Source organism: Pseudomonas sp. TE3911, assembly GCF_054062775.1.
Genome location: NZ_JBSSFP010000001.1, coordinates 142,944 through 169,278, shown reverse-complemented (window position 1 = coordinate 169,278; position 26,335 = coordinate 142,944). Strand labels below are relative to the sequence as shown.

The following is a 26,335-nucleotide window of genomic DNA, read 5'->3' as shown; positions in this document are numbered from 1 at the left end:
TGCCGCCCATGATTAAAGACCCCTTTGCCCGCCTGGGCCTGGACCGTGAAGTCCTGACTGTCAGCCAACTCAACGGCCGTGCGCGGGTGTTGCTGGAAGACGTGTTCACCAATATCTGGGTCGAAGGCGAGATCTCGAACCTCGCCCGCCCAGCCTCCGGCCATGTGTATTTCACCCTCAAGGACAGCGGCGCCCAAGTACGTTGTGCGTTGTTTCGCAACAATGCCGCACGGGTGCGCCAGGCGCTGAAAGATGGCCTGGCGGTGAAGGTGCGCGGCAAGGTCTCGCTGTTCGAGGGCCGTGGCGACTACCAACTGATCCTCGACACCGTGGAGCCCGCCGGTGATGGTGCGCTGCGTTTGGCCTTCGATGCCTTGAAGGAAAAGCTCAGCGCCGAAGGCTTGTTCAGTGCCGAGCGTAAGGTCCCACTGCCGGCCCATCCTCGACGCATTGGCATTATCAGTTCGCCCACCGGCGCAGTGATCCGCGACATCATCAGCGTGTTCCGCCGCCGGGCGCCGAACATCGAGCTGACCTTGATCCCGACCGCCGTGCAAGGCCGCGAGGCGATCCCGCAGATTGTCCGCGCGCTGAAACTGGCCGATGCGCGAGGCTTTGACGCACTGATTCTGGCCCGTGGCGGCGGCTCCCTGGAAGACCTCTGGTGCTTCAACGAAGAAGCCGTAGCCCGCGCGGTGGACGCTTGCGTGACCCCCATTGTCAGCGCCGTCGGACATGAAACCGATGTGTCCATCAGCGACTTCGTGGCGGACGTACGCGCCCCTACCCCGTCCGCCGCCGCCGAATTGCTGGCACCGGACGCCAGCCATCTGGTGCGTCAGGTGGAAAACCTGCATCGCCGCCTGGTCATGCTGATGCGTAACCGCCTGACCCACGACCGCCTGCGCCTGGAAGGCATGGCCCGTCGCCTGCGCCATCCCGGCGAACGTCTGCGCCAGCAGGCCCAGCGCCTGGATGATCTGGATATGCGCCTGCGCCGTGCGTTTGAACGCAGCCTCAATACCCGTCGCGAGCGCCTGATCCGCCTGGAAACCCGCCTCACCGGCCAGCACCCCGGCCGTCAACTGGCGCTATTGCGCCAGCGCCTGAACAGCCTCGCCGAACGCTTGCCCCGCGCCATGCGCGAAGGCCTGAAGGCCCGTCGCCTGCAACTGCAAAGCCAGGTGCAGACATTGCAGGTGGTCAGCCCGCTGGCGACCCTGGGCCGTGGTTACAGCATCCTGCTGGATGAGCGCGGCCATGCCATTCGCAACGCGGCGCAAACCCACACCGGCCAGCGTCTCACCGCGCGTCTCGGTGAAGGCCAATTGCAAGTGCGCGTGGAAGACAACCACCTGACACCCGTCACCCTTTCGTTATTGGATTGATTGATGCCTCGTCTCTTTAGTTTGTTGATGCTGCTGTGCCTTACCTTTAATGCCCACGCCGATAGCTATATCAGCCGTACCTTGAACAAACCGGTGCCGGGTGGTGTGGCCGTGGTCGACCTGGGCCCTTCGGCGGCAGCGCCGAAAGCGACCTATCAAGGCAAGCCGGTGCTGGTGGTCAAGGAACAGGACAATTGGCTGGCGATTGTCGGTATCCCGCTGAGCGTCAAGCCGGGTAACGAGCGCATCAGCAGCGGCGGGCGCAGCCTGCCGTTTATCGTCGGCTATAAGAAATACCCGGAACAGCGCATCACCCTGAAAAACAAAAGCCAGGTCAACCCCGACCCGGCTCAACTGAAGCGCATCGAAGGCGAACTGGCCGTACAGCTCAAGGCCTACCGCAGCTTCAGCCCCAACCTGCCGAGTAACCTGGTGCTGGATAAACCGGTAAACGGGCCCCTGTCGAGCAAGTTCGGCGTGCGCCGTTTCTTCAACGGCGAAGAGCGTAACCCGCATTCGGGCCTGGATTTCGCCGTGCCGGCCGGTACGCCGATCAAGACGCCGGCGAACGGCAAGGTGATTCTGGTCGGTAACTACTTCTTCAACGGCAACACCGTATTCGTCGACCACGGCCAGGGCTTTATCAGCATGTTCTGTCATATGTCGAAGATAGACGTGAAGGTCGGCCAGCAACTGGTGCGTGGGACAGTGGTGGGCAAGGTCGGCGCGACCGGCCGCGCCACCGGCCCACATATGCACTGGAACGTCAGCCTCAACGATGCGCGGGTGGACCCTGCGATCTTTATCGGCGCGTTCCAGCCCTGAATGACTCGATTGCGTGCGCCGCAAAGCGCGCGCAATTAAATTCAGAACCCACCGAATTTTCAGGCATAAAATCTCGCCTCCTACGTAAATAGCAGAACTTCTCTCAATTTTTCTCGACTGCTTGCCATCTTTCACCCCGGCGGTTAGGGTTGAGCTTATGAAAACCTCTCACACCCTCATTCAGCTCCGCCAGCACCGCAGCCTGTGCCTCGTCAGCGCACGACTGCCAGGCTGAATCGATCTGCCTCGTCTCTACGCTTTATCCCCAAAAACAGTTCCACGGCAGGCCGCCTTTTCTCGGCCCCTACAACAAAGGATTTCCCGATGAGCATGCTCAAAGACCCGTCTTCGAAGTACCGCGCGTTTCCGACCATCGATATCCCGGACCGCACTTGGCCATCGAAGACCATCACCACCGCGCCGATCTGGTGCAGCTCCGACCTGCGTGATGGCAACCAGTCGTTGATCGAGCCGATGGACGCAGTGAAAAAACTGCGCTTCTGGAAGACCCTGGTAGCCGTCGGCGTGAAGGAAATCGAGGCATCGTTCCCTGCCGCGTCGCAAACCGACTTCGACTTCGTGCGCACCCTGATCGAAGACAATCACATCCCCGAGGACACCACCATCCAGGTGCTGACCCAGGGCCGTGAAGACTTGATCGCACGCACCTTCGAATCCCTGCGCGGCGCCAAGAAAGCCATCGTGCACTTGTACAACGCCACCTCGCCGTCGTTCCGCCGCATCGTGTTCAACCAGGACAAGGACGGCATCAAGGCCATCGCAGTCAATGCGGCCAAGCTGTTCGTCAAATACGCTGCCCAGCAGCCGGAAACCCAGTGGACCTTCGAGTATTCCCCAGAGACCTTCAGTGCCACTGAACTGGAGTTCGCCAAGGAAGTGTGTGACGCGGTGATCGAGGTGTGGAACCCGACGCCTGAGCACAAGATGATCCTCAACCTGCCAGCCACCGTGGAGTGCGCCACGCCTAACATCTATGCCGATCAGATCGAGTGGTTCGGCCGCCATATCAACCGCCGTGACAGCGTGATCATCAGCCTGCACACCCACAACGACCGTGGTACCGGCGTGGCCGCTACCGAGCTGGGCTTGATGGCCGGCGCCGACCGTGTCGAAGGCTGCCTGTTCGGTAACGGCGAGCGTACCGGTAACGTCGACCTCGTCACCGTGGCGTTGAACATGTACACCCAGGGTCTGGACCCGCAGTTGGACTTCTCCGACATCGACGGTGTGCGCAAAGTCGTCGAGGAGTGCAACCAGATCCAGGTACACCCCCGTCATCCGTACGTCGGCGATCTGGTGCACACCGCGTTCTCCGGTTCCCACCAGGACGCGATCCGCAAAGGCTTCTCCCAACAGAAAGATGATGCCCTGTGGGAAGTGCCGTACTTGCCGATCGACCCGGCTGACATCGGTCGCAGCTACGAGGCGGTGATCCGCGTGAACAGCCAGTCGGGCAAAGGCGGCATCGCCTACCTGCTGGAACAGGAATACGACATCAGCTTGCCACGCCGCATGCAGATCGAATTCAGCCAGGTAGTCCAGGCCGAAACCGACCGCGTGGGCCTGGAGATGACCGCACCACAGATCTACGCCTTGCTGCAGCGTGAATACCTGCAAGCCAACACTCCGTACGCGCTGGTCAGCCATCGCCTGCAGGAAGAGAACGGCAACAGCTTTGTCGAAGTGGAAGTCTCGGGCAAGGGCCAGGGCGAAACCAACCTGCATTGGAAAGGCAAAGGCAACGGCGCGCTGGAAGCCCTGGTGGCTGGCCTGCCGATTGGCGTGGAAATCATGGACTACAACGAACATGCGATCGGTGCGGGTACCAACGCCAAGGCAGCGGCCTATATCGAACTGCGTGTGAACGGTGAACGTCCAGTGCATGGCGTGGGCATTGATGAAAACATCACCACGGCGAGCTTCAAGGCGCTGTTCAGTGCGCTGAACCGATCGCTGAGCCAGCAGGAAGCCAAAGCGGCGTAACCTTAGCCGTCATACAAAAGGCCCCTGGGTGAGAACCCAGGGGCCTTTTTATTGAGTTCCAGATTTGGGTTGCCTGTCAGGGACTCATCGGGGGCAAGCCCCCTCCCACATTTTGAATGTATTCACAAATCAAAGTGTGGGAGGAGGCTTGCCCCCCCGATAGCGGTCTGTCAGACAAACTGAAAGCTATCGGCATCCAGATTCGCCGGAAACTTGGTGCGATACGCAGCGAGCTCAGCCGCGTCAAGGCACACCTGGAACACCCCGTCCGCCTCCCCCGCACTCAGCAGGCTCTCGCCCTGGAAATCCAGCACTTGGCTATCGCCAGTGTAGGCAAAGCCCTTGCCGTCGGTGCCCACTCGATTGACCGCCGCTACGTAGCACAGGTTCTCGATAGCCCGCGCCGGCAACAACCGGTTCCAATGCTGGCGCCGCGCGCCCGGCCAATTGGCGGTGTACAGCAGCAAGTCAGTGTCCTGGGGATCCCGACTCCACACCGGAAAGCGCAGGTCGTAGCAAATCAGCGGCCGAACACGCCAACCTTTCAACTCGAACTGCACCTGGCGCTCGCCGGGTGTGTAGTGATTGTGTTCACCGGCCATACGAAACAAATGACGTTTATCGTAGTGCAACACCTCGCCATCCGGCCGCGCCCATAACAGGCGGTTGCGGTGGCTGCCATCAGCGGCCTGGATGATCACGCTACCGGTGATCACCGCGTTGTACTTCGCAGCCTGGGCCTGGAGCCAATGATGGGTCGGGCCGTTTTCCGGCTCGGCGAGGGTTTGCGAGTCCATGGAGAAACCGGTGGTGAACATCTCCGGGAGCACGATGAGGTCGGCGCCGCGGGCCTGCTCCAGCAGCCCGTCGAAATGTTCGAGGTTGGCCTGGCGGTCGTGCCAGGCCAGGGTGGTCTGGACCAGGGCGATATTCAGATTCGGCAGTGCACTCAGATCACGCATAGTTTTTCAGCTGCCTGCTGCAGCGTTTCCTCGCGTTTGGCAAAGCACAGGCGCACCAGGCGCTGGCCTTGGGGTGGGGTCTGGTAGAACACCGAGACCGGGATAGTCGCCACACCGTGTTCACGGGTCATCCACAGGGACATGGCGACGTCATCCAGGTCCGGGCGTATTTGTGAGTAATCCACCAATTGGAAGTAGGTTCCGGTCACCCGGGTAAAGCTGAAGCGCGACGGCGCCAGCAGGTCGCAGAACAGATCGCGCTTGGCCTGATAGAACGCAGGCAGTTCGTCGACGTGCTCCGGGTGTTCGGCCATGAAATCGGCCAAGGCGAACTGCAACGGGGTTACGCCACAGAAGTTGACGTATTGATGCACCTTGCGCAATTCAGCCGTCAGGGCCGGTGGCGCGACCACGTAGCCGGTTTTCCAGCCGGTGACATGGTAGGTCTTGCCAAAGGAGCTGACCACGAACGCACGCAGGTACAGCTCTTTATGGGCCAGCACGCTCACGTGGGGCACGCCGTCGAATACCAGGTGTTCGTAGACCTCATCGCTGACCAGGTAGATATCGCGGTCGCGGATCAGTTCGGCCAACTGGTCCAGCTCGGCGCGGCTGATCAGCGCGCCAGTCGGGTTGTGCGGGGTGTTGAGGATGATCATGCGCGTGCGTGGCGACAGCGCGGCCTTGATCTTCTCAACGTCCAATGCAAAGCCTTGCAGGCTCAGTTGCACATGGACACAGCGTCCCCCGGCCAGTTCGACCGAGGGCTCATAGCTGTCGTAGCAGGGATCGAACACGATGACTTCATCGCCACTGCGGATCACCGCCTGGATCGCACAGAAGATCGCAGCCGTGGCACCGGGGGTGATGGTCACTTCGCTGTCCGGGTTGACCGTGGCGCCATAGCTGCGAGCGATCTTGCCCGCCACCTGTTGACGCAGCGCCGGAAGGCCGGTCATCGGGGAGTATTGGTTATGCCCGCTGGCAACATGTTTGCCCACGGCATCGAGTAAAGCCTGGGGGCCGTTGAAGTCGGGAAACCCCTGGGAGAGGTTGAGCGCACCGGTTTCGGCAGCCAATTGCGACATAGTGGTGAAAATAGTGGTGCCGACATTCGGTAACTTGCTGTTGATCATTCGGTGAGTCCCTGCTGAACACCTGTCGCTGCAATGGCGCGGTAAGGGTCGAGGATAGCCCATGCGGTTGTCAGAAAAAAAGCCGGCACGCGCCATTGATAGCGATGAACAGTATCGGCCTTCTACCGCGTCCTCTGCGACGAACGGACTGTCTCAGTGTGCATAACAGGTAGTTCTAACAGTTACCTCAACGAAGAAAAAAGCGCCTAACTAATCAGGCTTACCCCATCAGCGAGGCAACCCATGTCAACCACTCTCCTCCACAAAACCGGTGAACTGGATCCGTCGTTTGGTGAACGCGGAGTCTTGCCGCTCAACATCGAAGATGGAGCGATTTTCAGGGCATATGGACTGAACAGCATTGACGACAAGTTACTGGTTTCCGCCAGTGTTCTGAAGGATATGAACACTTACACCCAAGGCCACTTCGTCTATTTCAACCTGCAAGCAGATGGGCAGCCCAATCAAGGTTTCGGTAAAAATGGAATCGTGACCGGGCTCTTTGAACCATCGGATCAGCAATGGCCCTCAAATGGCCTGAAAGTGCTCACGGCGGATCACCAGTCCTACTTGCTGTGCGGAGCCCTGACGCACAACTCAAGCACTCCCGTACCCGCAGTAGCTAAAAGCCAACTAACCGGAGCACCCGTCCCTCAATTCGGTAAAAACGGCATATCGGTACTGAATCTGCCAATCACCTACGAACAAGGCCCCAACCAAGCGCCAGGCGTGGACGCGGCCCTTCAAAGTACCGGGAAGATAATCACCCTGCACTTGTACACAGGCGAACCCGGACACTGGGGAGCTCTGATAGCCCGTATAAATGCCGAAGGCCAAACCGACCTCGCCTTCAATAGTGGCCGTGGCTATATCGATACCCTTAAGGCGGGCGAGAACACGGCTTTAGCAGGCCTTGCCATTCAAGCGGACGACAAGATTCTCGCTTACGGCCACAGCGTCCATGTCAGGGGTATCAAGACGGGAATCCTCCAGCGTTACACCTCGGAAGGTGCGGTAGATACAACCTTCGCGATCAGCGGCGAGTACCGAACCCAGGATCATCAATACCTTGATCTCGTTGCCACCCATGAAAAGATCCTTGCGTGCGGCTCTGCTGCGCAAGGAGCACTGCTTATCTCACTAGACCCCGACGGCGTGCCGGATCCCGGCTTCAACAATGGCCTACCGGTAATCACGGCAAACGTGACCCGTTGGCACAAGTTGCTGGTGGACGCTGGCAAAATCGTAGCGGTCGGCACCCTTGAAGAGGTATTGAACAAAACGGCCGTGATGGCGCGCTTCAATAGCAATGGCGAGATCGATACAAGCTTCGGGCCTAACGGCACCGGCATCGTTGAGCTGGACTTCAACCAGCAGTTCAGCGAGCCCATTGGGCTGGTCATGGACCAACAAAAACGATTGCTCGTATTGATGTCCTTATCAGGCCTCACGCTTGAACCAACCTTCCTGCTGGCTTGTTATTTTTCCGAATCGCAGGCGTAAAAAAGGCGCCACCGGCGCCTTTTTAAAGCTTGAATCAGCGCTTGTCGCGGCGCTTCTTGTCGGCCTTCTTGTGGTGAGTCATCAAACGACGCTTCTTGTTCACCTGACGGTCAGTCAGTGTGTTCTTGTTGCCTTCGTATGGGTTCTCGCCCCCCTTGAACTCGATACGGATCGGCGTACCGACCAGCTTCAAGACACGGCGGTAGGTGTTTTCCAAGTAACGCACGTAGGACTTAGGCACCTTCTCGATCTGGTTACCGTGGATCACGATAATCGGCGGGTTGGCACCACCCAAGTGGGCGTAACGCAGTTTGATCCGGCGGTTGTTGACCATCGGCGGCGCATGCTCGCCCACCGCATCTTCCAGGATCTGGGTGAGACGATTGGTCGGCCAGCGGGTGACTGCGGACTTGAAAGAATTCTGTACGGAAGCGTACAGGTTACCCACGCCAGTACCGTGCAATGCCGAGATAAAGTGAATATCGGCGAACTCGACGAAGAACAGGCGGCGCTGCAGCTCGATCTTGACGAAATCGCGCTCGCTCGGCGTCATGCCGTCCCACTTGTTGATCGCGATGACCAATGCCCGGCCCGCTTCCAGGGCAAAGCCCAGCAAGTTGAGGTCGTGGTCCACCACGCCTTCGCGGGCGTCCATCACGAAGATCACCACGTTGGCGTCTTTGATCGCTTGCAGGGTTTTCACCACGGAAAACTTTTCAACTTCCTCGTGGATCTTGCCGCGCTTGCGCACACCGGCTGTGTCGATCAGCGTGTACTTCTCGTCGTTACGCTCGAACGGGATGTAGATACTGTCGCGGGTGGTGCCAGGCTGGTCGTACACGATTACCCGGTCTTCACCGAGCATACGATTGACCAGGGTCGACTTGCCGACGTTAGGACGGCCGATGATGGCGATCTTGATACCGTCTTTTTCACTAGGGCCAGGAATGCGCTTGGCTTCCTCACCTTCGGCAACGATCTCTTCTTCGCCCTCTTCTTCCTCAGCATCATCCTTCGGGAAGTCGCGCAGAGCGATTTCCAGCATCTGCGTGATGCCGCGGCCGTGGGCACCGGCAACCGGGATCGCGTCGCCCAGGCCCATCGGGCTGAATTCAGCACGGGCCGCCTCAGGATCGATGTTATCGATCTTGTTCGCGACCAAATAGGAACGTTTGTTACGCTTGCGCAGGTGCTCGCCGATCATCTGGTCGGCAGCGGTGTAGCCAGCGCGGGCGTCCACCAGGAACAACACGACATCGGCTTCTTCAATGGCCAGCAGCGACTGCTCGGCCATTTTTTCGTCCATGCCATGCTCATCACCGGAGATACCACCGGTGTCGACAATAATGTAGGAGCGCCCTTGCCACTTTGCCTCACCGTATTGGCGATCACGGGTCAGACCGGACAAGTCGCCGACAATAGCGTCGCGAGTCCTGGTCAGGCGGTTGAACAAGGTGGACTTGCCGACGTTAGGTCGGCCCACCAGGGCGATTACGGGAACCATGCGGCTCTCCACTTCGTTATTTCAGAAAATACAAAAGCCGCTGCAGGGCAGCGGCTGGTGCTCGGGGCAGCATCGTCAGATGCCGCATGCCCCGCAGAAACGGGGCCGCCTGGGTGTTACCCCAAGCATAGTTCTTACTTGATGGTCAGGGCTTCCAGCTTGCCGCTGTTGCCATACACATAAAGCATGTTACCCACCACCAGCGGACGCGCGCGCAGGCCGTCGCTGTCGATACGCTCACGACCTACGAAGCGACCATCCACCTGGCTCAGCAGATGCAAGTAGCCTTCGAAATCGCCGACCGCTACGTAGCTGGAGAACACTTCCGGTGCCGACAGTTGACGGCGAGCCAGGGAGTCGTTGCTCCACAACGCGGTGGTGGAACGCTCGTCGACACTTTCAACAGTGCCGGATGCCAGGCTGACGTAGACGCTGCCAAACCCTTGGGAGACACCAGCGTAGCTGGAAGCATCACGCTGCCAGTTAACGCGGCCGCTCTGCAGGTCCAGCGCCGCAACACGGCCCTGATAGGTGGCGACGTAGAGGGTTTCACCCGACAGCAGCAAGCCACCGTCGATGTCCACTACACGATCCAGCTCGGAACGACCTTGCGGGATTGCCACACGGGTTTCCCAGGCCGGCACGCCGTTCTGGGTGTCCAGGGCGACCACTTTACCGGTCGACAGGCCTGCAACGGCCAGATTGTTGGTTACAACCGGACCACTGGTACCACGCAGGGTCAACACCGCAGGTGTACTGTCGTACAACCAGCGCTGGTTGCCGGTAGCGGCATCCAGACCGATTACACGGTCATCCTGGGTCTGCACCACAACGATGTCGCCGTTGGTGGCAGGTGGTGCGAGGACTTCACTGGTCACGCGAGCGCGCCATTTCTCTTCACCGGTGCTGGAATCGAGGGCAACCACTTCGCCTTTCAGCGTGCCGACCATCACCAGGCCATAACCAACGCCTACGGCGCCGGACACAGGCAATTCGAGGTCAGTCTTCCATTTCACATCGCCGTTCATGCGATCCATGGAGATCACTACGCCGGTCACGTCAGCAGCCACAATGTTGTCACCGTCGATTGCCGGAACCAACATGTTGTAGGTCTCGCCCTGGCCGTCACCGATGGAGCGGCTCCATTGCTTTTGCAGGACTACTTCTTCCTTGAAGCTGGTCAGCTCGGCCGGAGGCAGTTCTTTTTTACTGTTGCTGCTGCAACCCGCGGCCAGAACGGCCAGAGCCAGCAATGCTGCATGTTTCCAACGGATCACGTCACGCATCCCCTTTGGCCAAGTCGTCGAGCTTGATTTGTAAGCCACCGACCGCCGCTTCATCAGACAGCGCCGCCTTGGCTTTCTTGTACGCAGCATTGGCTTCATCGGTACGACCCAATTGGACCAACAGGTCGCCCTTGAGCTCTTCGCGAGTAGCAACAAATGCCTTGTCCGCATCACCGTCGAGCAGTTTGAGTGCTTCGTCAGCTTTGTTCTGTGCCGCCAATACCTGGGCCAGGCGCTGACGTGCGATTTCACCCAGGGTCGGGTTGGTCGGCTTGTCGGCGATAGCCTTCAGTTCTGCAGCGGCGTCATCCAGCTTGCCGGTATCGACCGCGACCTTCGCGACGAACAGGCTGCCGTATTGGGCGTAGGTGCTACCGCCGAATTCGTTCTTCAGCTTGCCGGCCAGGTCCGCCACTTGCGCAGGGTCGGGCTTGCCGTCCGGCGTCAGGGTGGTTTCCAGCAATTGCTGATAGAGGATAGAGGCGCCCTGGGACTGGTTGGCCTGATATTTTGTCCAGGCTTGCCAGCCGAACACCACCACTAAAGCCAGCAGACCGCCAGTAACCAGGGGCTTGCCGTTACGCTGCCACCAGTCCTTGAACTCGGCCAACTGCTCATCATCAGTACTCGACACCCCAATACTCCTTAATCGCTAAATTCGGCTGTTCGACAGCTTCAACCCTGCACGACGCAGGTGGCCAAGTGCGCAGCGAGCGCATCAAAGGCAATGTTCTGTTGCTCGCCCTGGCCACGCAGGGGTTTGAAACCTATCACTTGCTGGGCCAACTCGTCATCGCCGAGGATCAGTGCATACAGTGCACCGCTCTTGTCGGCCTTTTTGAACTGACTCTTGAAGCTGCCCGCGCCGGCATTGATCTGAAGGCGCAGGTTCGGCAACTGGTCGCGCACGCTCTCGCTCAAGGCCAGGGCCGCCAGTTCGGCTGCCTCACCAAAGGCGCACAGGTACACATCCACCTGACGGGAGATTTCTGCGGGGATTTGTTCCAGAGTTTCCAACAGCAGGATCAGCCGTTCGATGCCCATGGCAAAACCCACGCCGGTGGTCGGCTTGCCGCCCATCTGCTCGACCAAGCCGTCGTAACGGCCGCCCGCGCACACAGTGCCTTGGGCGCCTAGTTTGTCAGTGACCCATTCGAACACGGTTTTGCTGTAGTAATCGAGACCACGCACCAACTTAGGGTTGATTACGTAGGGAATGCCGGCCGCATCCAGGCGAGCCTTGAGGCCCTCGAAGTGCACGCGGGATTCGTCATCCAGGTAGTCGGCCATTTTCGGCGCATCGACCAGTACGGCTTGCGTGTCGGCGTTCTTGGTGTCCAGCACGCGCAACGGGTTGGTTTTCAGACGGCGCTGGCTGTCTTCGTCCAACTTGTCCAGATGCGCAGACAGGTACTCGACCAGTGCGACGCGGTAGCGGCCACGGGATTCGCTGGTGCCCAGACTGTTGAGTTCAAGCTTGACCGCATCACGAATGCCAAGCATGCCCCATAACCGCCACGTCATCACGATCAGCTCGGCATCGATGTCCGGACCGTCGAGGTTAAATACTTCCAGGCCGATCTGGTGGAACTGACGATAGCGGCCTTTTTGCGGACGCTCGTGGCGAAACATCGGACCGATGTACCATAGTTTTTGCGGCTGGCCGCCCACCGGTGAGGCCGTGCTCAAGCACAGCGCGCACGCACGCGGCAGTGCCTTCCGGACGCAGAGTCAGGGAGTCGCCGTTACGGTCTTCAAAGGTGTACATCTCTTTTTCGACGATATCGGTCACTTCACCGATGGAGCGCTTGAACAGCTCGGTGAACTCGACGATCGGCATGCGGATCTGCTTGTAACCGTAGTTATCCAGCAGACGCGCGACAGTATTCTCGAAGTAGCGCCACAGGGGCGTCTGCTCCGGCAGAATGTCGTTCATGCCACGAATGGCTTGCAGAGACTTGCTCACATCAAATCCTTAAATTCGTTCAATCAGCCGCGAGCGATCAGCGCTGCGTCAGCGGCGACCTTTTCGGCCGCTTTCTCGCGGATCAGCTTTTCCAGCTCATCCACAAGATTGTCATTCGTTAACTTCTGCGACGGCTTGCCGTCGATGTAAATCAGGTTCGGTGTACCGCCGGTCAAGCCCACATGCGCTTCCTTGGCTTCACCCGGCCCGTTGACCACGCAACCGATCACCGCAACATCCAGCGGTACCAGCAAGTCTTCAAGGCGCAACTCCAAATCGTTCATGGTTTTCACCACGTCGAAGTTCTGCCGCGAGCAGCTCGGGCAGGCAATGAAGTTGATGCCACGGGAACGTAAACGCAGGGATTTGAGAATGTCGTAACCGACTTTCACTTCCTCTACAGGGTCTGCCGCCAACGAGATGCGGATAGTATCGCCAATCCCTTCGGCGAGCAGCATACCGAGACCTACCGCAGATTTCACTGTGCCTGAGCGCAAACCGCCAGCCTCGGTGATACCCAAGTGCAATGGCTGCACGATTTCCTTGGCCAGCAGCCGGTAAGCTTCAACCGCCATGAACACGTCGGAGGCCTTTACGCTGACTTTGAAGTCTTGGAAATTCAGGCGTTCAAGGTGTTCAACATGGCGCAATGCCGACTCAACCAGCGCCGCCGGAGTGGGCTCGCCGTATTTCTTTTGCAGGTCTTTTTCCAGAGAACCTGCGTTGACGCCGATGCGGATCGGGATCCCACGATCACGGGCGGCATCCACCACCGCGCGCACACGGTCTTCACGACCGATGTTGCCTGGGTTGATACGCAGGCAATCGACACCCAGTTCAGCCACGCGCAACGCGATCTTGTAGTCGAAGTGAATGTCTGCCACCAACGGCACCTTGACCAACTGTTTGATGCGGCCGAAGGCTTCCGCAGCGTCCATGTCCGGCACGGAAACCCGCACTATGTCCACGCCAGCGGCTTCCAAACGGTTGATCTGGGCCACAGTGGCGGCTACATCATTGGTGTCGCTGTTGGTCATGCTTTGTACTGCGATGGGGGCGTCGCCGCCCACCGGCACCGAGCCGACCCAGATCTTGCGCGATACGCGACGTTTGATTGGAGATTCGCCGTGCATGACTATTGTCCCAACTTGAGGCGAGCAGTCTCGCCACTGGTGAACGGCGCCACGTCCACAGGCTGACCGTTGTAGGCCACTTGCGCGCCACGGGCGAAGCCCAGACGCAGCGTCAGAGGAGGCTTACCGCCTTGGTCAAGAGTATCTCCCTTACGCTTAAGACCGCTAAACAGCACTTTACCGTTGCCATCGGTGACTTGCGTCCAGCAGTCAGCAATGTAGGTCACTTGTACGCGCCCGTCACCGGCGATCAATGCTGGAGTGGTAGGTGGCGAAATAGCTGGCGTAGCCGAGGCTGCTGGAGCGGGGGGCGCGGACGCGGGTGCTGCCGGCGTATGAGCCTGGGCGGTGGGCGCTGCCGGAGTCGCTGGCGTTACAGGAGCAGGCACAGCGGCGGTTGTCGCAGGAGCGGTTTCCGGTGCCGGTTGCTCGGTCGCGAGCGGCGCTTCAGACGTGGCTTGCCCCTCGGCAACAGCCTGGTCTTCCGGTTCATCCAACGGATGGATCTGAGTGGTTCCATCGGCGCTTTCGACTTCGACGTGCTCCATCGCGCTGCTGGTCAGGTCTTTACTGCGCTGAGAGGCTTGGTCTTGCCACCAGACAAACCCGCCACCGATCACCGCAACAAGCAGCAACAGGCTAACAATTCGCAAAATGGTGTGGGAAACGCGCACTGGCTCTTCGATACGACCCAGGCCATGAACACTGCTGCCCTGGGAATCGGTGCCGGTGAATTGGTCGAACTCCTGAACCAGAACGGTCTGGTCGATACCCAGCAATTTGGCGTATGCGCGGATATAGCCTCGGGCGAAGGTGTGCCCAGGCAGCTTATCGAACGCGCCAGCTTCCAGATTGCCCAGGGACGTGGTGGTCAAATTGAGCTTGAGGGCCACTTCCGCCAGCGACCAACCATTGCTTTCGCGGGCCTGACGCAAGGTTTCGCCTGGGTTTACGCGATTAGCTGCTACAACTTCCGGGTGCGCCGCTTTCATCATTGCTCCGACAGGTATTGCTGATATTCCGGCGTACCGGGATAGAGTCGTTCGAGTTGCTGGCCAAAATGTGCGGCCGTGTCGCGTTCTTCATAAACTGTCGCCAGGCGCACACCGAGCAATAGACTACGTGCATTTTGCCCGCTGAGCAGGCTAAAACGCTCGTAATAGTCACGTGCCGGCACATAATGCCTGTCTTCGTAAGACAACTCAGCCATTTCGAGCAATGCCCGCGGCTGGCGACTGTTCAGGTGCAGGGCTTTTTCCAATTGCTGGCGAGCACTGTCGCGCTGGCCGAGACGCATTGAGGTCACCCCAAGGTTCTCGAAGACCCGCGAACGCTCTGGATAAAGGGTGTCGGCAGAAGCTTGCTGGAAATAACGGGAAGCCTGGTCATAACGTTTCTGTTCGAACAGGAAGCTGCCGTAATTGTTCAGCAGCCGAGGGTCGGCAGGACGGGAGGCCAAAGCCTTTCTGAAATACTGATCGGCAAGTTCAGGCTCGGCCTGGGCTTGGAACACCAAGGCCAATGCAGCGTTGGCGTCGGCATCGTTGTTGTCCAACTCAAGGGCCTTTTTCAAAGGCACCTTGGCCTGCTCGCTCATGCCCTGCTGCAGGTAACCCAACCCCAGTTGCACATAGGCAACTCGCGCCTCATCACGACCTTTACCGGTTTGCAAAGGGCTCTCATGGCCCGATGAAACACAACCGGCCGCGAGGCCGGTAACAAGCAGAAGCAGCGCAAGGCGCAAGGGCATAGAGATCCTCTCTCAGATTCGATTCACAGCGATTTGCGGCATGTCGTCGGCGGCATTCAGTTCACGCACGGCGATATAACGTTCGCTGCGACGGGTGCGATCCAGCACCTGTCCTACCAATTGGCCGCAGGCGGCGTCGATGTCTTCACCACGAGTGGTGCGTACGGTGACGTTGTAGCCTGCCTGGTGCAGTTGATCCTGGAAACGACGAATGGCGTTGTTGCTCGGCCGCTCGTAGCCAGAATGTGGAAACGGGTTAAACGGGATCAGGTTGATCTTGCACGGGGTGTTCTTGAGCAACTCGATCATCTCGATCGCGTGTTCGACCTTGTCGTTGATGTCCTTGAGCATGGTGTACTCAATGGTCAGCACGCGTTTCTCACCCAAAGTCGCCATGTAACGCTGGCAAGATTCGAGCAGCATCTTAAGCGGATACTTCTTGTTGATCGGCACCAATTGGTTACGCAATGCGTCATTAGGTGCGTGCAGCGACAAAGCCAGGGATACGTCGATGTGCTTGGCCAGCTCATCAATCATCGGTACCACACCGGAGGTCGACAGGGTCACACGGCGTTTGGAGATGCCGTAGCCCAGGTCGTCCATCATCAGATGCATGGCCGCAATCACGTTGTCGAAGTTCAGCAGCGGCTCACCCATGCCCATCATCACCACGTTGGTGATGGCACGGTCGACGGTCGCCGGGACGCTGCCAAAGGATTTGTTGGCAATCCACACCTGGCCGATGACTTCGGCGGCAGTGAGGTTGCTATTGAAGCCTTGCTTGCCGGTGGAGCAGAAACTGCAATCCAGGGCACAGCCTGCCTGGGACGAAACGCACAAGGTGCCACGTTTGCCCTGGGGAATGTACACGGTCTCGACGCAGCTGCCGGACGCCACGCGCACCACCCATTTACGGGTGCCGTCGGTGGAAATGTCCTCGCTGACAACTTCGGGACCACGGACCTCAGCAATGGCCTTGAGCTTGTCGCGCAGGGCCTTGCTGACGTTCGTCATGGCGTCGAAATCGTCGACACCAAAGTGGTGAATCCATTTCATTACCTGACCGGCACGGAAGCGCTTCTCCCCGATTGAGTCGAAGAATTTCTCCATTTCCGGCTGAGTCAGACCCAGCAGGTTGGTTTTAACAGTCGATGTAGTCATGGATTCACCCTCACTCTTTAAGCCAATGCTTAGCGAGCGGTTACTTCAGTAGCAGCGAAAAAGTACGAGATTTCGCGAGCAGCGGCAGCTTCGGAGTCCGAGCCGTGTACAGCATTGGCGTCGATGGATTCAGCGAAGTCAGCACGGATAGTGCCGGCAGCAGCTTCTTTAGGGTTGGTAGCGCCCATCAGCTCACGGTTCAGAGCGATAGCGTTTTCGCCTTCCAGAACCTGAACAACAACAGGACCGGAGATCATGAAGGCAACCAGGTCGCCGAAGAAGCCACGAGCGCTGTGCTCAGCGTAGAAGCCTTCAGCTTCAGCCTTGGACAGTTGCTTGAGTTTCGAAGCTACAACCTTCAGGCCGGCTTTTTCGAAACGAGTGGTGATCTCGCCGATGACGTTTTTTGCAACAGCGTCAGGCTTGATGATGGAGAAAGTACGTTGAACAGCCATGGTGTAACTCCAGAAACGGTAATTTACGAAAAATTAAACCCGCGAATTATACGCGGGTTATTGGGTATTGCCTAACTGCGTAAAAGGCGGCTCAGTCTGCTTCTTCGATCCACAGGCCCTGAATCGCCTCCAGAACCTTTTCGCCACCCCGATCCGGGATGTCATCGAATTCCGGCAGCGCCATTACGAGGTCACGCAGTTTGACGAAGTTCACGGTAAGAGGATTGACCTCAGGATGAGCTTCAGCAAGTTGTATAGCGATTTCTTGTACATCAACCCATTTCAGGCTCATGACAGTTCCTTGAATCAATGCGGCGCTTCGGCCGCATGGTTGAGCGAATATTTCGGAATTTCGACAGTGATGTCCTCAGTTCCCACCTTTGCCTGACAGCTTAGACGCGATTGCGCTTCCAAGCCCCAGGCACGATCGAGAAAGTCCTCTTCCAGCTCGTCGGCTTCTTCAAGCGAATTGAAACCCTCGCGAATGATGCAGTGACAAGTGGTACAGGCGCACACGCCACCACAAGCGCTTTCGATCTCGATGTGGTTGTCATGGGCAACTTCGAGGATGGACTTGCCGGTCTCAGCCTCCACAACCATACCGTCCGGACAATGCTCGGCGTGTGGCAGAAAAATGACCTGCGGCATTAATTATTCCTCGATTTCATTCAGGTTGCGTCCCGCCAGGGCGGCCTTTACCGTCTGGTCCATACGGCGGGCGGCAAAGGCATCGGTCACTTGCGACAAGCGCTTGGTCTGTTGCTCGATAGCATAACCATCAGTGCCTTTCATCAGTTCGGCCAATTCATGCATCTGCAGGTCGATGACCATGCGCTCTTCGGCATCCAGCAAGCGTTCGCCGTCAGCCTCAAGGGCGCCCTGCACCGCTTCAAGCAGGCGCTGTGCATCCACTTGCTGTTCGCGCAGCACACGGGCGACCTTGTCATCACCGGCGTACTGGAACGAGTCCTTGAGCATCTTGGCGATTTCGCCGTCGGTGAGGCCGTAGGAAGGCTTCACCTGGATGCTGGCTTCAACACCCGACCCCAGCTCACGGGCCGCGACACTAAGCAGGCCGTCGGCGTCGACTTGGAAGGTCACACGAATTTTCGCAGCACCGGCTACCATCGCAGGGATACCACGCAATTCGAAACGCGCCAGGGAGCGGCAGTCACTGATCAGCTCGCGCTCGCCTTGCAGCACATGAATCATCATGGCCGTCTGGCCGTCTTTATAAGTGGTGAAGTCCTGGGCGCGGGCGACGGGGATGGTGGTGTTGCGCGGAATCACCTTCTCCATCAAGCCGCCCATGGTCTCCAGCCCCAGCGACAACGGAATCACGTCGAGGAGCAGCAGTTCGCCACCATCGCGCTTGTTGCCGGCCAAGGTGTCTGCCTGGATCGCTGCGCCGATGGCGACTACTTGATCGGGGTCGATTTCGGTTAGTGGCTCGCGGCCAAAAGCCTCGGCAACTGCCCCACGAACACGCGGCACACGGGTCGAACCCCCCACCATGACCACGGCACCGACGTCTTCCAACTCGATACCGGAATCACGTACGGCGCGACGGCACGCCTTGAGGCTGCGGGCGACCATTGGCTCGATCAACGCATCGAAGGCTTCGCGCGTCAGCGGTGCCGACCAGTTGCCGTAAGACACTTCAATAGAGGCAGCATCAGTCAGCGCTTCTTTAGCGGCACAAGCAGTTTGCAGCAAGTTACGCTGTGCGCCTGGATCCAAGTCCGCGGACAAGCCGGCACTGCTGATGATCCAGCCTGCGATCGCGTGGTCGAAGTCATCGCCGCCCAACGCGCTGTCGCCACCAGTAGCCAGCACCTCAAACACACCGCCGGTCAGGCGCAGGATCGAAATATCAAAAGTGCCGCCGCCCAAGTCATAAATGGCAACCAGACCTTCGGCGTGCTGGTCCAGACCGTAGGCCACAGCAGCAGCAGTCGGCTCGTTGAGCAGGCGCAGCACGTTGAGGCCGGCAAGCTTCGCCGCATCCTTGGTGGCTTGACGCTGTGCGTCGTCGAAATAAGCGGGAACCGTGATCACTGCACCGACCAATTCGCCGCCCAAGGTCGTTTCTGCGCGCTGGCGCAGCACCTTGAGAATATCAGCCGACACTTCCACCGGGCTTTTCGGCCCCTGGACAGTATCGATGAAAGGCATGTGGGATTCGCCGCCGACAAAGCGATACGGCAGTTGGTCGCCGAGCTGCTTGACGTCGGACAAGCCACGCCCCATCAAGCGCTTGACAGACAGCACAGTGTTCAAAGGATCGCTAGATGCCGCCAACTTGGCAGACTCACCGACCTCAGTGCGATCAGCGTGATAGCGCACGGCCGAGGGCAGGATGACCTGCCCATCAGCGTCCGGCAGCGGTTCGGACAGGCCACTGCGCAGGGCAGCGACCAGGGAATTGGTGGTGCCCAGGTCAATCCCGACCGCCAGGCGACGCTGGTGCGGTTGAGGGCTTTGGCCGGGTTCGGCGATTTGCAGTAATGCCATGGTAATCAGGTCTTATCTGTCTATCAGGCGTGCATCACGGGCAGCACTGGGTTAATCGTCGAGGCGCTCTTCTAGCTGGCGCACTTCGTAGGTGAGCTTGTCGAGGAACTGCATACGTCGCATCAGGCGTTCAGCCTGTTCACGTTGCGCTGCATCATCCCAACAGGCTGCGAAGCTTTCGTTGAGCTCATCCTGGGCCACTTTCAGACGGCGCTTGAAGACGGCGACACCGGCCACATCGGCCTCGTCGTGTAGGTCTTCGAGCTCTTCGCGCCACTGCATTTGCTGCATCAGGAAGTCGGGATCGTGAACCGTGACTTCAATCGGCAACTCGCCGCCGTTCATGGCGAGCAGGTAACGCGCGCGCTTTGGCGGACTCTTCAGTGTCTGATAGGCCTCGTTGAGGCTGGCCGACTGCTGCAGGGCCAGGCGCTGCTCACGCTCGGAAGCGTCAGCGAAGCGGTCCGGATGCACCCCACGCGCCAACTCTCGGTAGCGCGTGGCAAGCTGCTCAAGATCCAGCCGAAAGCTCGGCTGCAGCTCGAATAAAGCGAAATGACAAGGAGTACCCACGAATAGCCTCAGATGTTGAAGCTTTCGCCGCAGCCACACTCACCGCGTACGTTGGGGTTGTTGAACTTGAAGCCCTCGTTCAACCCTTCCTTGACGAAATCGAGTTCGGTGCCGTCCAGGTAGGTCAGGCTTTTAGGATCGATGATCACTTTCTCGCCGTGACTTTCGAACACCTGGTCTTCCTCAACCACCTCGTCGACAAACTCCAGCACGTAGGCAAGGCCGGAACAGCCCGTGGTGCGAACACCCAGACGAATCCCCTCACCTTTACCGCGCCCATTCAGGGAGCGGCGAATGTGCTGCGCAGCCGCTTCTGTCATGCTGATAGCCATCGTTGACTCCTTACTCGTCGCCAAATGCTTAGATCAAGCCTTTCTTCTGCTTGTAGTCGCGAACGGCCGCCTTGATGGCGTCTTCTGCGAGTACGGAGCAGTGGATTTTCACTGGCGGCAGGGCCAGTTCTTCGGCCAACTGGGTGTTGCTGATAGTCACAGCCTCATCCAGAGTCTTGCCTTTCATCCATTCGGTTGCCAGAGAACTGGAGGCGATGGCCGAACCGCAACCGTAAGTCTTGAACTTGGCGTCTTCGATGACGCCAGCTTCGTTGACTTTGATCTGCAGGCGCATCACATCGCCGCACGCCGGAGCGCCGACCATGCCGGTGCCGACATCAGGATCTTCCGCGTTCATCTTGCCGACGTTGCGCGGGTTTTCGTAGTGGTCGATGACCTTTTCGCTGTAAGCCATGGTACTGAATCCTCACTCATCAGGGCCGCTCTGGAACCCTGTAAAAACGCCTGCGTTTTCCGCCACGTTCCTACAGAGCTTGGGTGGCGGCTTCTATAGTTAGTGTGCCGCCCACTCGATCTTGGAAATATCGACACCGTCTTTGTACATGTCCCAAAGCGGCGACAGAACGCGCAGCTTGTTGACGGCTTCGCAGACTTTCTGCGCGGCGTAGTCGACTTGTTCTTCGGTGGTGAAGCGGCCGAACGTAAAGCGGATCGAGCTGTGTGCCAGTTCGTCGTTGCGGCCCAGGGCGCGCAGTACGTACGAAGGCTCAAGAGAGGCCGAGGTGCAGGCCGAACCGGACGAAACCGCCAGGTCCTTGAGCGCCATGATCAGCGACTCGCCTTCGACGTAGTTAAAGCTCAAATTCAAGTTATGCGGTACGCGGGCGGTCATGCTGCCGTTTATGTACAGCTCTTCAAGGTTCTCGACCTGCTTGTAGAAGCGATCGCTCAGGGCCTTGATGCGTACGTTTTCGGCAGCCATGTCTTCCTTGGCTACACGGAAGGCTTCGCCCATGCCTACGATTTGGTGGGTCGCCAGGGTGCCAGAACGCATGCCGCGTTCGTGACCGCCGCCGTGCATGGTGGCCTCGATGCGCACGCGTGGCTTACGGCTCACGTACAGCGCGCCGATACCTTTAGGCCCGTAAGTCTTGTGGGCCGAGAACGACATCAGGTCAACTTTCAGCTTGGACAGGTCGATATCAACCTTGCCGGTGGACTGAGCAGCGTCAACGTGCAACAGAATGCCCTTGGAGCGAGTCAGCTCGCCGATGGCCGAGATGTCGTTGATGGTGCCGATTTCGTTGTTTACGTGGATCACGGAAACCAAGATTGTGTCTTCACGCAGCGCGGCTTCAATCATGGCCGGGGTGACGATACCGTCGGTGGTCGGCTCAAGGTAGGTAACTTCGAAACCTTCACGCTCAAGTTGACGCATGGTGTCGAGGACAGCCTTGTGTTCAATCTTGGTGGTGATCAGGTGCTTGCCTTTGGTCGCGTAGAAATGCGCCGCGCCCTTGATTGCCAGGTTGTCGGACTCAGTGGCGCCGGAAGTCCAGACGATTTCGCGCGGGTCGGCATTAACAAGGTCGGCGACTTGGCGACGAGCATTCTCGACCGCTTCCTCGGCTTTCCAGCCGAATACATGGGAACGGGAGGCCGGGTTGCCGAAGTTTCCGTCGACCAGCAGGCACTCGCTCATCTTTTGCGCGACACGCGGATCAACCGGGGTGGTCGCTGAGTAATCAAGGTAAATCGGCAATTTCATGGACTTTCTCCTAAATCAGGCTGGCTGGCGTGCCGTTAGCTCTTCGGCTGTCACTCGACGGCGGACGCTTCAATCTTGTCCAGACGCGGCGCCTTAGTGTTGCAACGGCGCTGGTCCTGACGCTGGGCTACTTCTTGTACCTCACGGCGAGTCACAAGATCAGCCAAGCTGATACCACTCAAAAATTCATGGATCTGCAGACTCAAGTCACACCACAAATGGTGCGTCAGGCAGGTGTCGCCTGCATGGCAGTCACCCAGGCCCTGGCATTTGGTCGCGTCAACGGATTCGTTGACCGCATCGATCACCTGGGCCACCTGAATGCCCTGCATATCGCGGGACAACTGATAGCCGCCACCTGGCCCACGCACGCTGGAGACCAGATTGCTACGGCGCAATTTGGCGAACAGTTGCTCAAGATAGGACAGGGAAATGCCTTGGCGCTCGGAGATATCGGCCAGGGACACCGGCCCAGTTTGCGCGTGCAGAGCCAGGTCGAGCATGGCAGTCACCGCGTATCGGCCTTTTGTAGTCAGTCTCATGGACAATTACCAAGGTGTTTCAGAATGTGGGCAAGTATGCGATTCCCGAGTATTTAAGTCAACTATAAGACCTAGTACTTTAGTCAGGATTACCCGCAAAAAGGGCGCGCGAATCATAGCAGGATGGGGTGGGGACGAACAGCGGGAACAGGGCCTAGCGGCTACTCCGAGACCAATGGAGGTCAAGATGTGGGAGGCAGCTGCTCCAATAGCAGCGGACCAGCCCACGTAATGAACGACTGACAAACCGCTATCGAGGGCAAGCCTCCGCCCACAGGTGACTTTCAGTACCTGGAAGACCTCAACCAGTCTTCGTCGCAGCTTCGTCCTTGATCTCGGCGAAGTCCTCTTCGCGCAGTTCGGGCAGTTCTTTCGCACAGTAACTGCTGCCCAGCTCCTTGAGCGCGCCGCACATACCGTCCAGCTTCCCGTCCACCGCCTGCAAGTGGTCAAGCAACTGGCCGATGGCGCGCGCGACCGGATCAGGCATGTCTTCACTGACTCCATAGGCATCAAAGCCAATCTTCTCGGCCATTGCCTTGCGCTTTGCTTCCTGCTCATCGCCAACTTCCGGCTTGACGATGATTCGGCCCGGAATACCCACCACGGTTGCGCCAGGCGGTACAGCCTTGGTTACGACCGCATTGGAGCCGACCTTAGCGCCAGCACCTACAGTGAATGGCCCTAGCACCTTGGCGCCGGCCCCTACCACCACGCCATCGCCCAACGTTGGGTGGCGCTTGCCTTTGTTCCAGCTAGTGCCGCCCAACGTCACACCTTGATAGAGCGTGACATCATCGCCAATCTCAGCAGTTTCACCGATGACGATACCCATACCATGATCGATAAAAAAACGGCGCCCCACCTTGGCCCCCGGATGAATCTCGATACCCGTCAACCAGCGGCCGAAGTTCGACACCAGTCGCGCCAGCCACTTCCAGCCCATGCCCCACAAGGCGCCGGATAACCGATGAATCCAGATCGCGTGCATACCCGGATAGCAGGTCAGCACTTCAAAGGCGTTGCGGGCCGCCGGGTCACGGTGGAAAACACTCTGGATATCTTCTCGCAAACGCTCGAACATTTTTAATCCTTCCGCTTAAGAAGCTCGCCACGGGCCGCTTTTTGGGTTTCCGTGAGGATGCCACGCAATATATTCATTTCCGCCCGGCTTACCGAACTGCGCCCGTACAACCGACGCAGGCGCGCCATCAAGTGCCGCGGCTTGTCAGGGTCAAGGAATTCGATAGCCACCAGGGTTTGCTCCAGGTGCTCATAAAACCGCTCCAGCTCATCCATGGTGGCCAGCTCGCCACTTTTGGTCGACGCAACCTCTTCCTTTTCCATTTTGCTTGGCTGACCGGCAGCTGCCAGCCACGCCATGCGCACTTCGTAAGTCAGCACCTGCACCGCAGCCCCGAGGTTCAGTGAACTGAATTCAGGGTCCGATGGAATGTGCACATGGTAGTGACATCGCTGCAGCTCCTCATTGGTGAGGCCGGAGTCTTCACGACCAAACACTAAGGCGATTTCAGCGCCACCAGCAGCCTCTTCCACCACTTTGCCGCCGCACTCACGGGGATCCAGCAAAGGCCAGGGGATACGACGATCACGGGCGCTGGTGCCGAGCACCAGATTGCAGCCGACCAAAGCATCCTCCAGGGTGGCGACGATCTGGGCTTTTTCAAGGATGTCATTGGCACCGGATGCACGGGCATCGGCCTCGTGATGCGGGAACACACGCGGTTCGACCAGCACCAGGCGCGTCAGCCCCATGTTTTTCATGGCACGCGCCACCCCACCGATATTGCCTGGATGACTGGTATTGACCAAGACGACACGAATGTTTTGCAGCAAGGGAGGCGCTCTCGGACACGGGAAAGGGGAGCAAATCTTACAGAACAGCCTAAGGTTATGCCATGAAAGCTAACGTCGTCCTTCACCTGAAGAAAGTTTCTGCTAGAATGCTCGGCTTTCTTTAACAACCTTAGGTGACACATCCATGCAGCCCATGCTGAATATCGCGCTGCGCGCCGCCCGCAGCGCCAGTGAATTGATTTTCCGCTCCATCGAGCGCCTGGATACCATCAAGGTCGACGAAAAAGACGCCAAGGATTATGTATCCGAGGTAGACCGCGCCGCCGAACAGAAAATCATCGACGCACTGCGCAAGGCTTACCCTACCCACGGCATCCTGGGTGAGGAAACCGGCCTGCATAAAGGTAGCGGCGAAGGCGAAGACTACCTGTGGATCATCGACCCACTGGATGGCACCACCAACTTCCTGCGCGGCATCCCCCACTTCGCAGTAAGCATCGCCTGCAAATACCGTGGCCGCCTGGAACATGCCGTCGTCCTCGACCCGGTTCGCCAGGAAGAATTCACCGCCAGCCGTGGCCGTGGCGCCCAGCTGAACGGTCGCCGCCTGCGAGTCAGCGGCCGTACCAGTCTCGACGGCGCCCTGCTAGGTACCGGCTTCCCCTTCCGCGATGACCAGATGGACAACCTGGAAAACTATCTGGGCATGTTCCGCGCCCTGGTTGGCCAGACCGCAGGTATCCGTCGCGCTGGCGCAGCGAGCTTGGACCTGGCCTATGTTGCTGCCGGTCGTTTTGATGCGTTCTGGGAGTCAGGCCTGTCCGAGTGGGACATGGCTGCAGGCGCTCTGCTGATCCAGGAAGCCGGTGGCTTGGTGAGCGACTTCACCGGTGGTCACGACTTCCTGGAAAAAGGCCACGTCGTTGCTGGCAACACCAAATGCTTCAAGGCAGTGCTGACGGCTATACAGCCACACCTGCCAGCCTCGCTGAAGCGCTAAGCTAGCGAGCATAAAAAAGCACCCTTCGGGGTGCTTTTTTATGCCTGCGATTTGGTGCGAACTTGAATACCAGCAACGCTACCAATCAATGTGAAAGGGATGTTGCCTCCGATGACAGCAGCTCAGTTACAGACTCATTAACCGATGCGCCCACATCAAGAGCAAGCACCCTCCCACACCTTCAACTATGACAAGCCTCAAATTATTGCTGGTTTTGACCCAACACTAAACGACCTTCTTTATCGACCGGAATCTGGCCACCCGGATCACGATCCATCCGCACCGAGCCTTCCTTACCATCCAAGGTGTAACGCACGTCATAGCCGACTACCTTGTCGCTGATGTCGTTGACGGTGTTACAACGCGTTTGTGTGGTGGTGTAGGTATCGCGATTCTGCATACCCTCTTGAACCTTGTTACCGGCATAACCACCACCGACCGCACCGGCTACCGTCGCTAGCTTCTTACCGTTACCGCCACCGATCTGATTACCTAGCAAACCACCCGCCAATGCACCCACAACGGTACCTGCGATCTGGTGTTGATCCTGCACCGGTCGCTGCCGAGTAACTGCGACGTCCTTACAGACTTCGCGAGGGGTCTTGATCTGGGTTTTTACCGGCTGCACCGCCAGCACTTGCGCATACTCAGGGCCGCTTTTTACCAGGCTGTAGGTGGCGACAGCACCCCCGGCAGTTACACCGACAGCACCCAATACCGCACCAACCAGTAACGACTTGTTCACGTTGAACCT

26 protein-coding genes and 1 pseudogene are annotated in these 26,335 nt (G+C 58.5%); 5 read left to right on the top strand and 22 right to left on the bottom strand.

From position 1 onward, the window contains the following. The first annotated feature begins 8 nt into the window (after positions 1–8). The 3 genes from xseA to leuA all read left to right on the top strand — a co-directional run bounded on the left by xseA (position 9) and on the right by leuA (position 4,217). Entirely contained in the window at positions 9–1,388 is a 1,380-nt protein-coding gene (gene xseA / locus ACVWXD_RS00850) for an exodeoxyribonuclease VII large subunit (protein WP_032890724.1), read from the top strand. A 3-nt stretch (positions 1,389–1,391) separates the two neighbouring features. Continuing rightward, complete coding sequence (locus ACVWXD_RS00845) at positions 1,392–2,213, top strand: M23 family metallopeptidase (RefSeq protein ID WP_032890722.1); 822 nt, start codon at positions 1,392–1,394, stop codon at positions 2,211–2,213. A 324-nt stretch (positions 2,214–2,537) separates the two neighbouring features. Continuing rightward, positions 2,538–4,217, top strand: a complete 1,680-nt coding sequence (gene leuA, locus ACVWXD_RS00840) for a 2-isopropylmalate synthase (RefSeq protein WP_017530007.1) — start codon at positions 2,538–2,540, stop codon at positions 4,215–4,217. A 170-nt stretch (positions 4,218–4,387) separates the two neighbouring features. On the opposite strand, the gene ACVWXD_RS00835 is transcribed toward leuA, so the two are convergent. After that, the gene (locus ACVWXD_RS00835) at positions 4,388–5,179 is read right to left on the bottom strand and encodes an amidohydrolase (protein WP_095185818.1); all 792 of its coding nucleotides are present in this window, start codon (positions 5,177–5,179) and stop codon (positions 4,388–4,390) included. Then, positions 5,167–6,315, bottom strand: a complete 1,149-nt coding sequence (locus tag ACVWXD_RS00830) for a pyridoxal phosphate-dependent aminotransferase (RefSeq protein WP_457370594.1) — start codon at positions 6,313–6,315, stop codon at positions 5,167–5,169. The genes ACVWXD_RS00835 and ACVWXD_RS00830 overlap by 13 nt, the downstream gene beginning before the upstream one ends. Positions 6,316–6,558: 243 nt before the next feature. On the opposite strand from ACVWXD_RS00830, the gene ACVWXD_RS00825 reads away from it, so the two are divergent. After that, positions 6,559–7,818, top strand: coding sequence for a hypothetical protein (locus ACVWXD_RS00825; protein ID WP_457370593.1), 1,260 nt, complete (start codon positions 6,559–6,561; stop codon positions 7,816–7,818). Between the two features lie 34 nt (positions 7,819–7,852). Here ACVWXD_RS00825 and der read toward each other — a convergent pair whose 3' ends face one another. The 19 genes and pseudogenes from der to trmJ form a co-directional block, all read right to left on the bottom strand. Continuing rightward, positions 7,853–9,322: a ribosome biogenesis GTPase Der gene (gene der / locus ACVWXD_RS00820; RefSeq protein ID WP_032890716.1), complete on the bottom strand. Its 1,470-nt coding sequence runs from the start codon at positions 9,320–9,322 to the stop codon at positions 7,853–7,855. A gap of 134 nt (positions 9,323–9,456) precedes the next feature. After that, on the bottom strand, positions 9,457–10,608 hold the full coding sequence (bamB, locus tag ACVWXD_RS00815) for an outer membrane protein assembly factor BamB (RefSeq protein WP_032890714.1): 1,152 nt from the start codon (positions 10,606–10,608) through the stop codon (positions 9,457–9,459). Next, the gene (locus ACVWXD_RS00810) at positions 10,601–11,242 is read right to left on the bottom strand and encodes a YfgM family protein (RefSeq protein ID WP_032890712.1); all 642 of its coding nucleotides are present in this window, start codon (positions 11,240–11,242) and stop codon (positions 10,601–10,603) included. The genes bamB and ACVWXD_RS00810 overlap by 8 nt, the downstream gene beginning before the upstream one ends. A 41-nt stretch (positions 11,243–11,283) precedes the next feature. Continuing rightward, positions 11,284–12,574 (bottom strand): annotated as a pseudogene (gene hisS, locus ACVWXD_RS00805) (histidine--tRNA ligase). Between the two features lie 23 nt (positions 12,575–12,597). Then, positions 12,598–13,707 (bottom strand): flavodoxin-dependent (E)-4-hydroxy-3-methylbut-2-enyl-diphosphate synthase, encoded by a 1,110-nt coding sequence (ispG, locus tag ACVWXD_RS00800; RefSeq protein WP_003175952.1) that lies wholly within the window; start codon positions 13,705–13,707, stop codon positions 12,598–12,600. Positions 13,708–13,709: 2 nt separating this feature from the next. Further along, positions 13,710–14,699: a RodZ domain-containing protein gene (locus tag ACVWXD_RS00795; protein ID WP_032890708.1), complete on the bottom strand. Its 990-nt coding sequence runs from the start codon at positions 14,697–14,699 to the stop codon at positions 13,710–13,712. Then, positions 14,699–15,457 (bottom strand): type IV pilus biogenesis/stability protein PilW, encoded by a 759-nt coding sequence (gene pilW / locus ACVWXD_RS00790; RefSeq protein WP_286819623.1) that lies wholly within the window; start codon positions 15,455–15,457, stop codon positions 14,699–14,701. Before pilW ends, ACVWXD_RS00795 begins: the two co-directional genes overlap by 1 nt. Before the next feature lie 12 nt (positions 15,458–15,469). Beyond that, a complete protein-coding gene (gene rlmN / locus ACVWXD_RS00785; RefSeq protein ID WP_032890704.1) occupies positions 15,470–16,618 on the bottom strand; it encodes a 23S rRNA (adenine(2503)-C(2))-methyltransferase RlmN in 1,149 nt (382 codons plus the stop codon). Between the two features lie 29 nt (positions 16,619–16,647). Then, complete coding sequence (gene ndk / locus ACVWXD_RS00780; protein ID WP_003175956.1) at positions 16,648–17,073, bottom strand: nucleoside-diphosphate kinase; 426 nt, start codon at positions 17,071–17,073, stop codon at positions 16,648–16,650. A gap of 91 nt (positions 17,074–17,164) precedes the next feature. Further along, complete coding sequence (gene iscX, locus ACVWXD_RS00775) at positions 17,165–17,365, bottom strand: Fe-S cluster assembly protein IscX (protein ID WP_032890702.1); 201 nt, start codon at positions 17,363–17,365, stop codon at positions 17,165–17,167. Between the two features lie 14 nt (positions 17,366–17,379). Continuing rightward, the gene (fdx, locus tag ACVWXD_RS00770) at positions 17,380–17,721 is read right to left on the bottom strand and encodes an ISC system 2Fe-2S type ferredoxin (RefSeq protein ID WP_032890689.1); all 342 of its coding nucleotides are present in this window, start codon (positions 17,719–17,721) and stop codon (positions 17,380–17,382) included. 3 nt (positions 17,722–17,724) lie between these two features. Beyond that, complete coding sequence (gene hscA, locus ACVWXD_RS00765; protein WP_122680801.1) at positions 17,725–19,587, bottom strand: Fe-S protein assembly chaperone HscA; 1,863 nt, start codon at positions 19,585–19,587, stop codon at positions 17,725–17,727. 51 nt (positions 19,588–19,638) lie between these two features. Beyond that, the gene (gene hscB / locus ACVWXD_RS00760) at positions 19,639–20,160 is read right to left on the bottom strand and encodes a co-chaperone HscB (RefSeq protein ID WP_032890686.1); all 522 of its coding nucleotides are present in this window, start codon (positions 20,158–20,160) and stop codon (positions 19,639–19,641) included. Between the two features lie 8 nt (positions 20,161–20,168). After that, the gene (gene iscA, locus ACVWXD_RS00755) at positions 20,169–20,492 is read right to left on the bottom strand and encodes an iron-sulfur cluster assembly protein IscA (protein ID WP_003209680.1); all 324 of its coding nucleotides are present in this window, start codon (positions 20,490–20,492) and stop codon (positions 20,169–20,171) included. A 28-nt stretch (positions 20,493–20,520) separates the two neighbouring features. Further along, positions 20,521–20,907 carry a Fe-S cluster assembly scaffold IscU gene (gene iscU, locus ACVWXD_RS00750; protein ID WP_003209682.1) on the bottom strand — a complete coding sequence of 129 codons (387 nt, stop codon included), beginning with the start codon at positions 20,905–20,907 and terminating at the stop codon, positions 20,521–20,523. Between the two features lie 99 nt (positions 20,908–21,006). Continuing rightward, positions 21,007–22,221 (bottom strand): IscS subfamily cysteine desulfurase, encoded by a 1,215-nt coding sequence (locus ACVWXD_RS00745; protein WP_032890684.1) that lies wholly within the window; start codon positions 22,219–22,221, stop codon positions 21,007–21,009. A gap of 50 nt (positions 22,222–22,271) precedes the next feature. Next, positions 22,272–22,763 (bottom strand): Fe-S cluster assembly transcriptional regulator IscR, encoded by a 492-nt coding sequence (iscR, locus tag ACVWXD_RS00740; RefSeq protein WP_003194020.1) that lies wholly within the window; start codon positions 22,761–22,763, stop codon positions 22,272–22,274. 301 nt (positions 22,764–23,064) lie between these two features. Beyond that, entirely contained in the window at positions 23,065–23,847 is a 783-nt protein-coding gene (gene cysE / locus ACVWXD_RS00735) for a serine O-acetyltransferase (protein WP_032890682.1), read from the bottom strand. Positions 23,848–23,849: 2 nt separating this feature from the next. Next, a complete protein-coding gene (gene trmJ, locus ACVWXD_RS00730; RefSeq protein WP_032890680.1) occupies positions 23,850–24,620 on the bottom strand; it encodes a tRNA (cytosine(32)/uridine(32)-2'-O)-methyltransferase TrmJ in 771 nt (256 codons plus the stop codon). A gap of 145 nt (positions 24,621–24,765) precedes the next feature. On the opposite strand from trmJ, the gene suhB reads away from it, so the two are divergent. Continuing rightward, complete coding sequence (gene suhB, locus ACVWXD_RS00725) at positions 24,766–25,581, top strand: type III secretion system regulator SuhB (RefSeq protein WP_003175971.1); 816 nt, start codon at positions 24,766–24,768, stop codon at positions 25,579–25,581. 202 nt (positions 25,582–25,783) lie between these two features. On the opposite strand, the gene ACVWXD_RS00720 is transcribed toward suhB, so the two are convergent. Then, on the bottom strand, positions 25,784–26,326 hold the full coding sequence (locus tag ACVWXD_RS00720; RefSeq protein ID WP_032890678.1) for a glycine zipper 2TM domain-containing protein: 543 nt from the start codon (positions 26,324–26,326) through the stop codon (positions 25,784–25,786). Positions 26,327–26,335 lie beyond the last annotated feature (9 nt).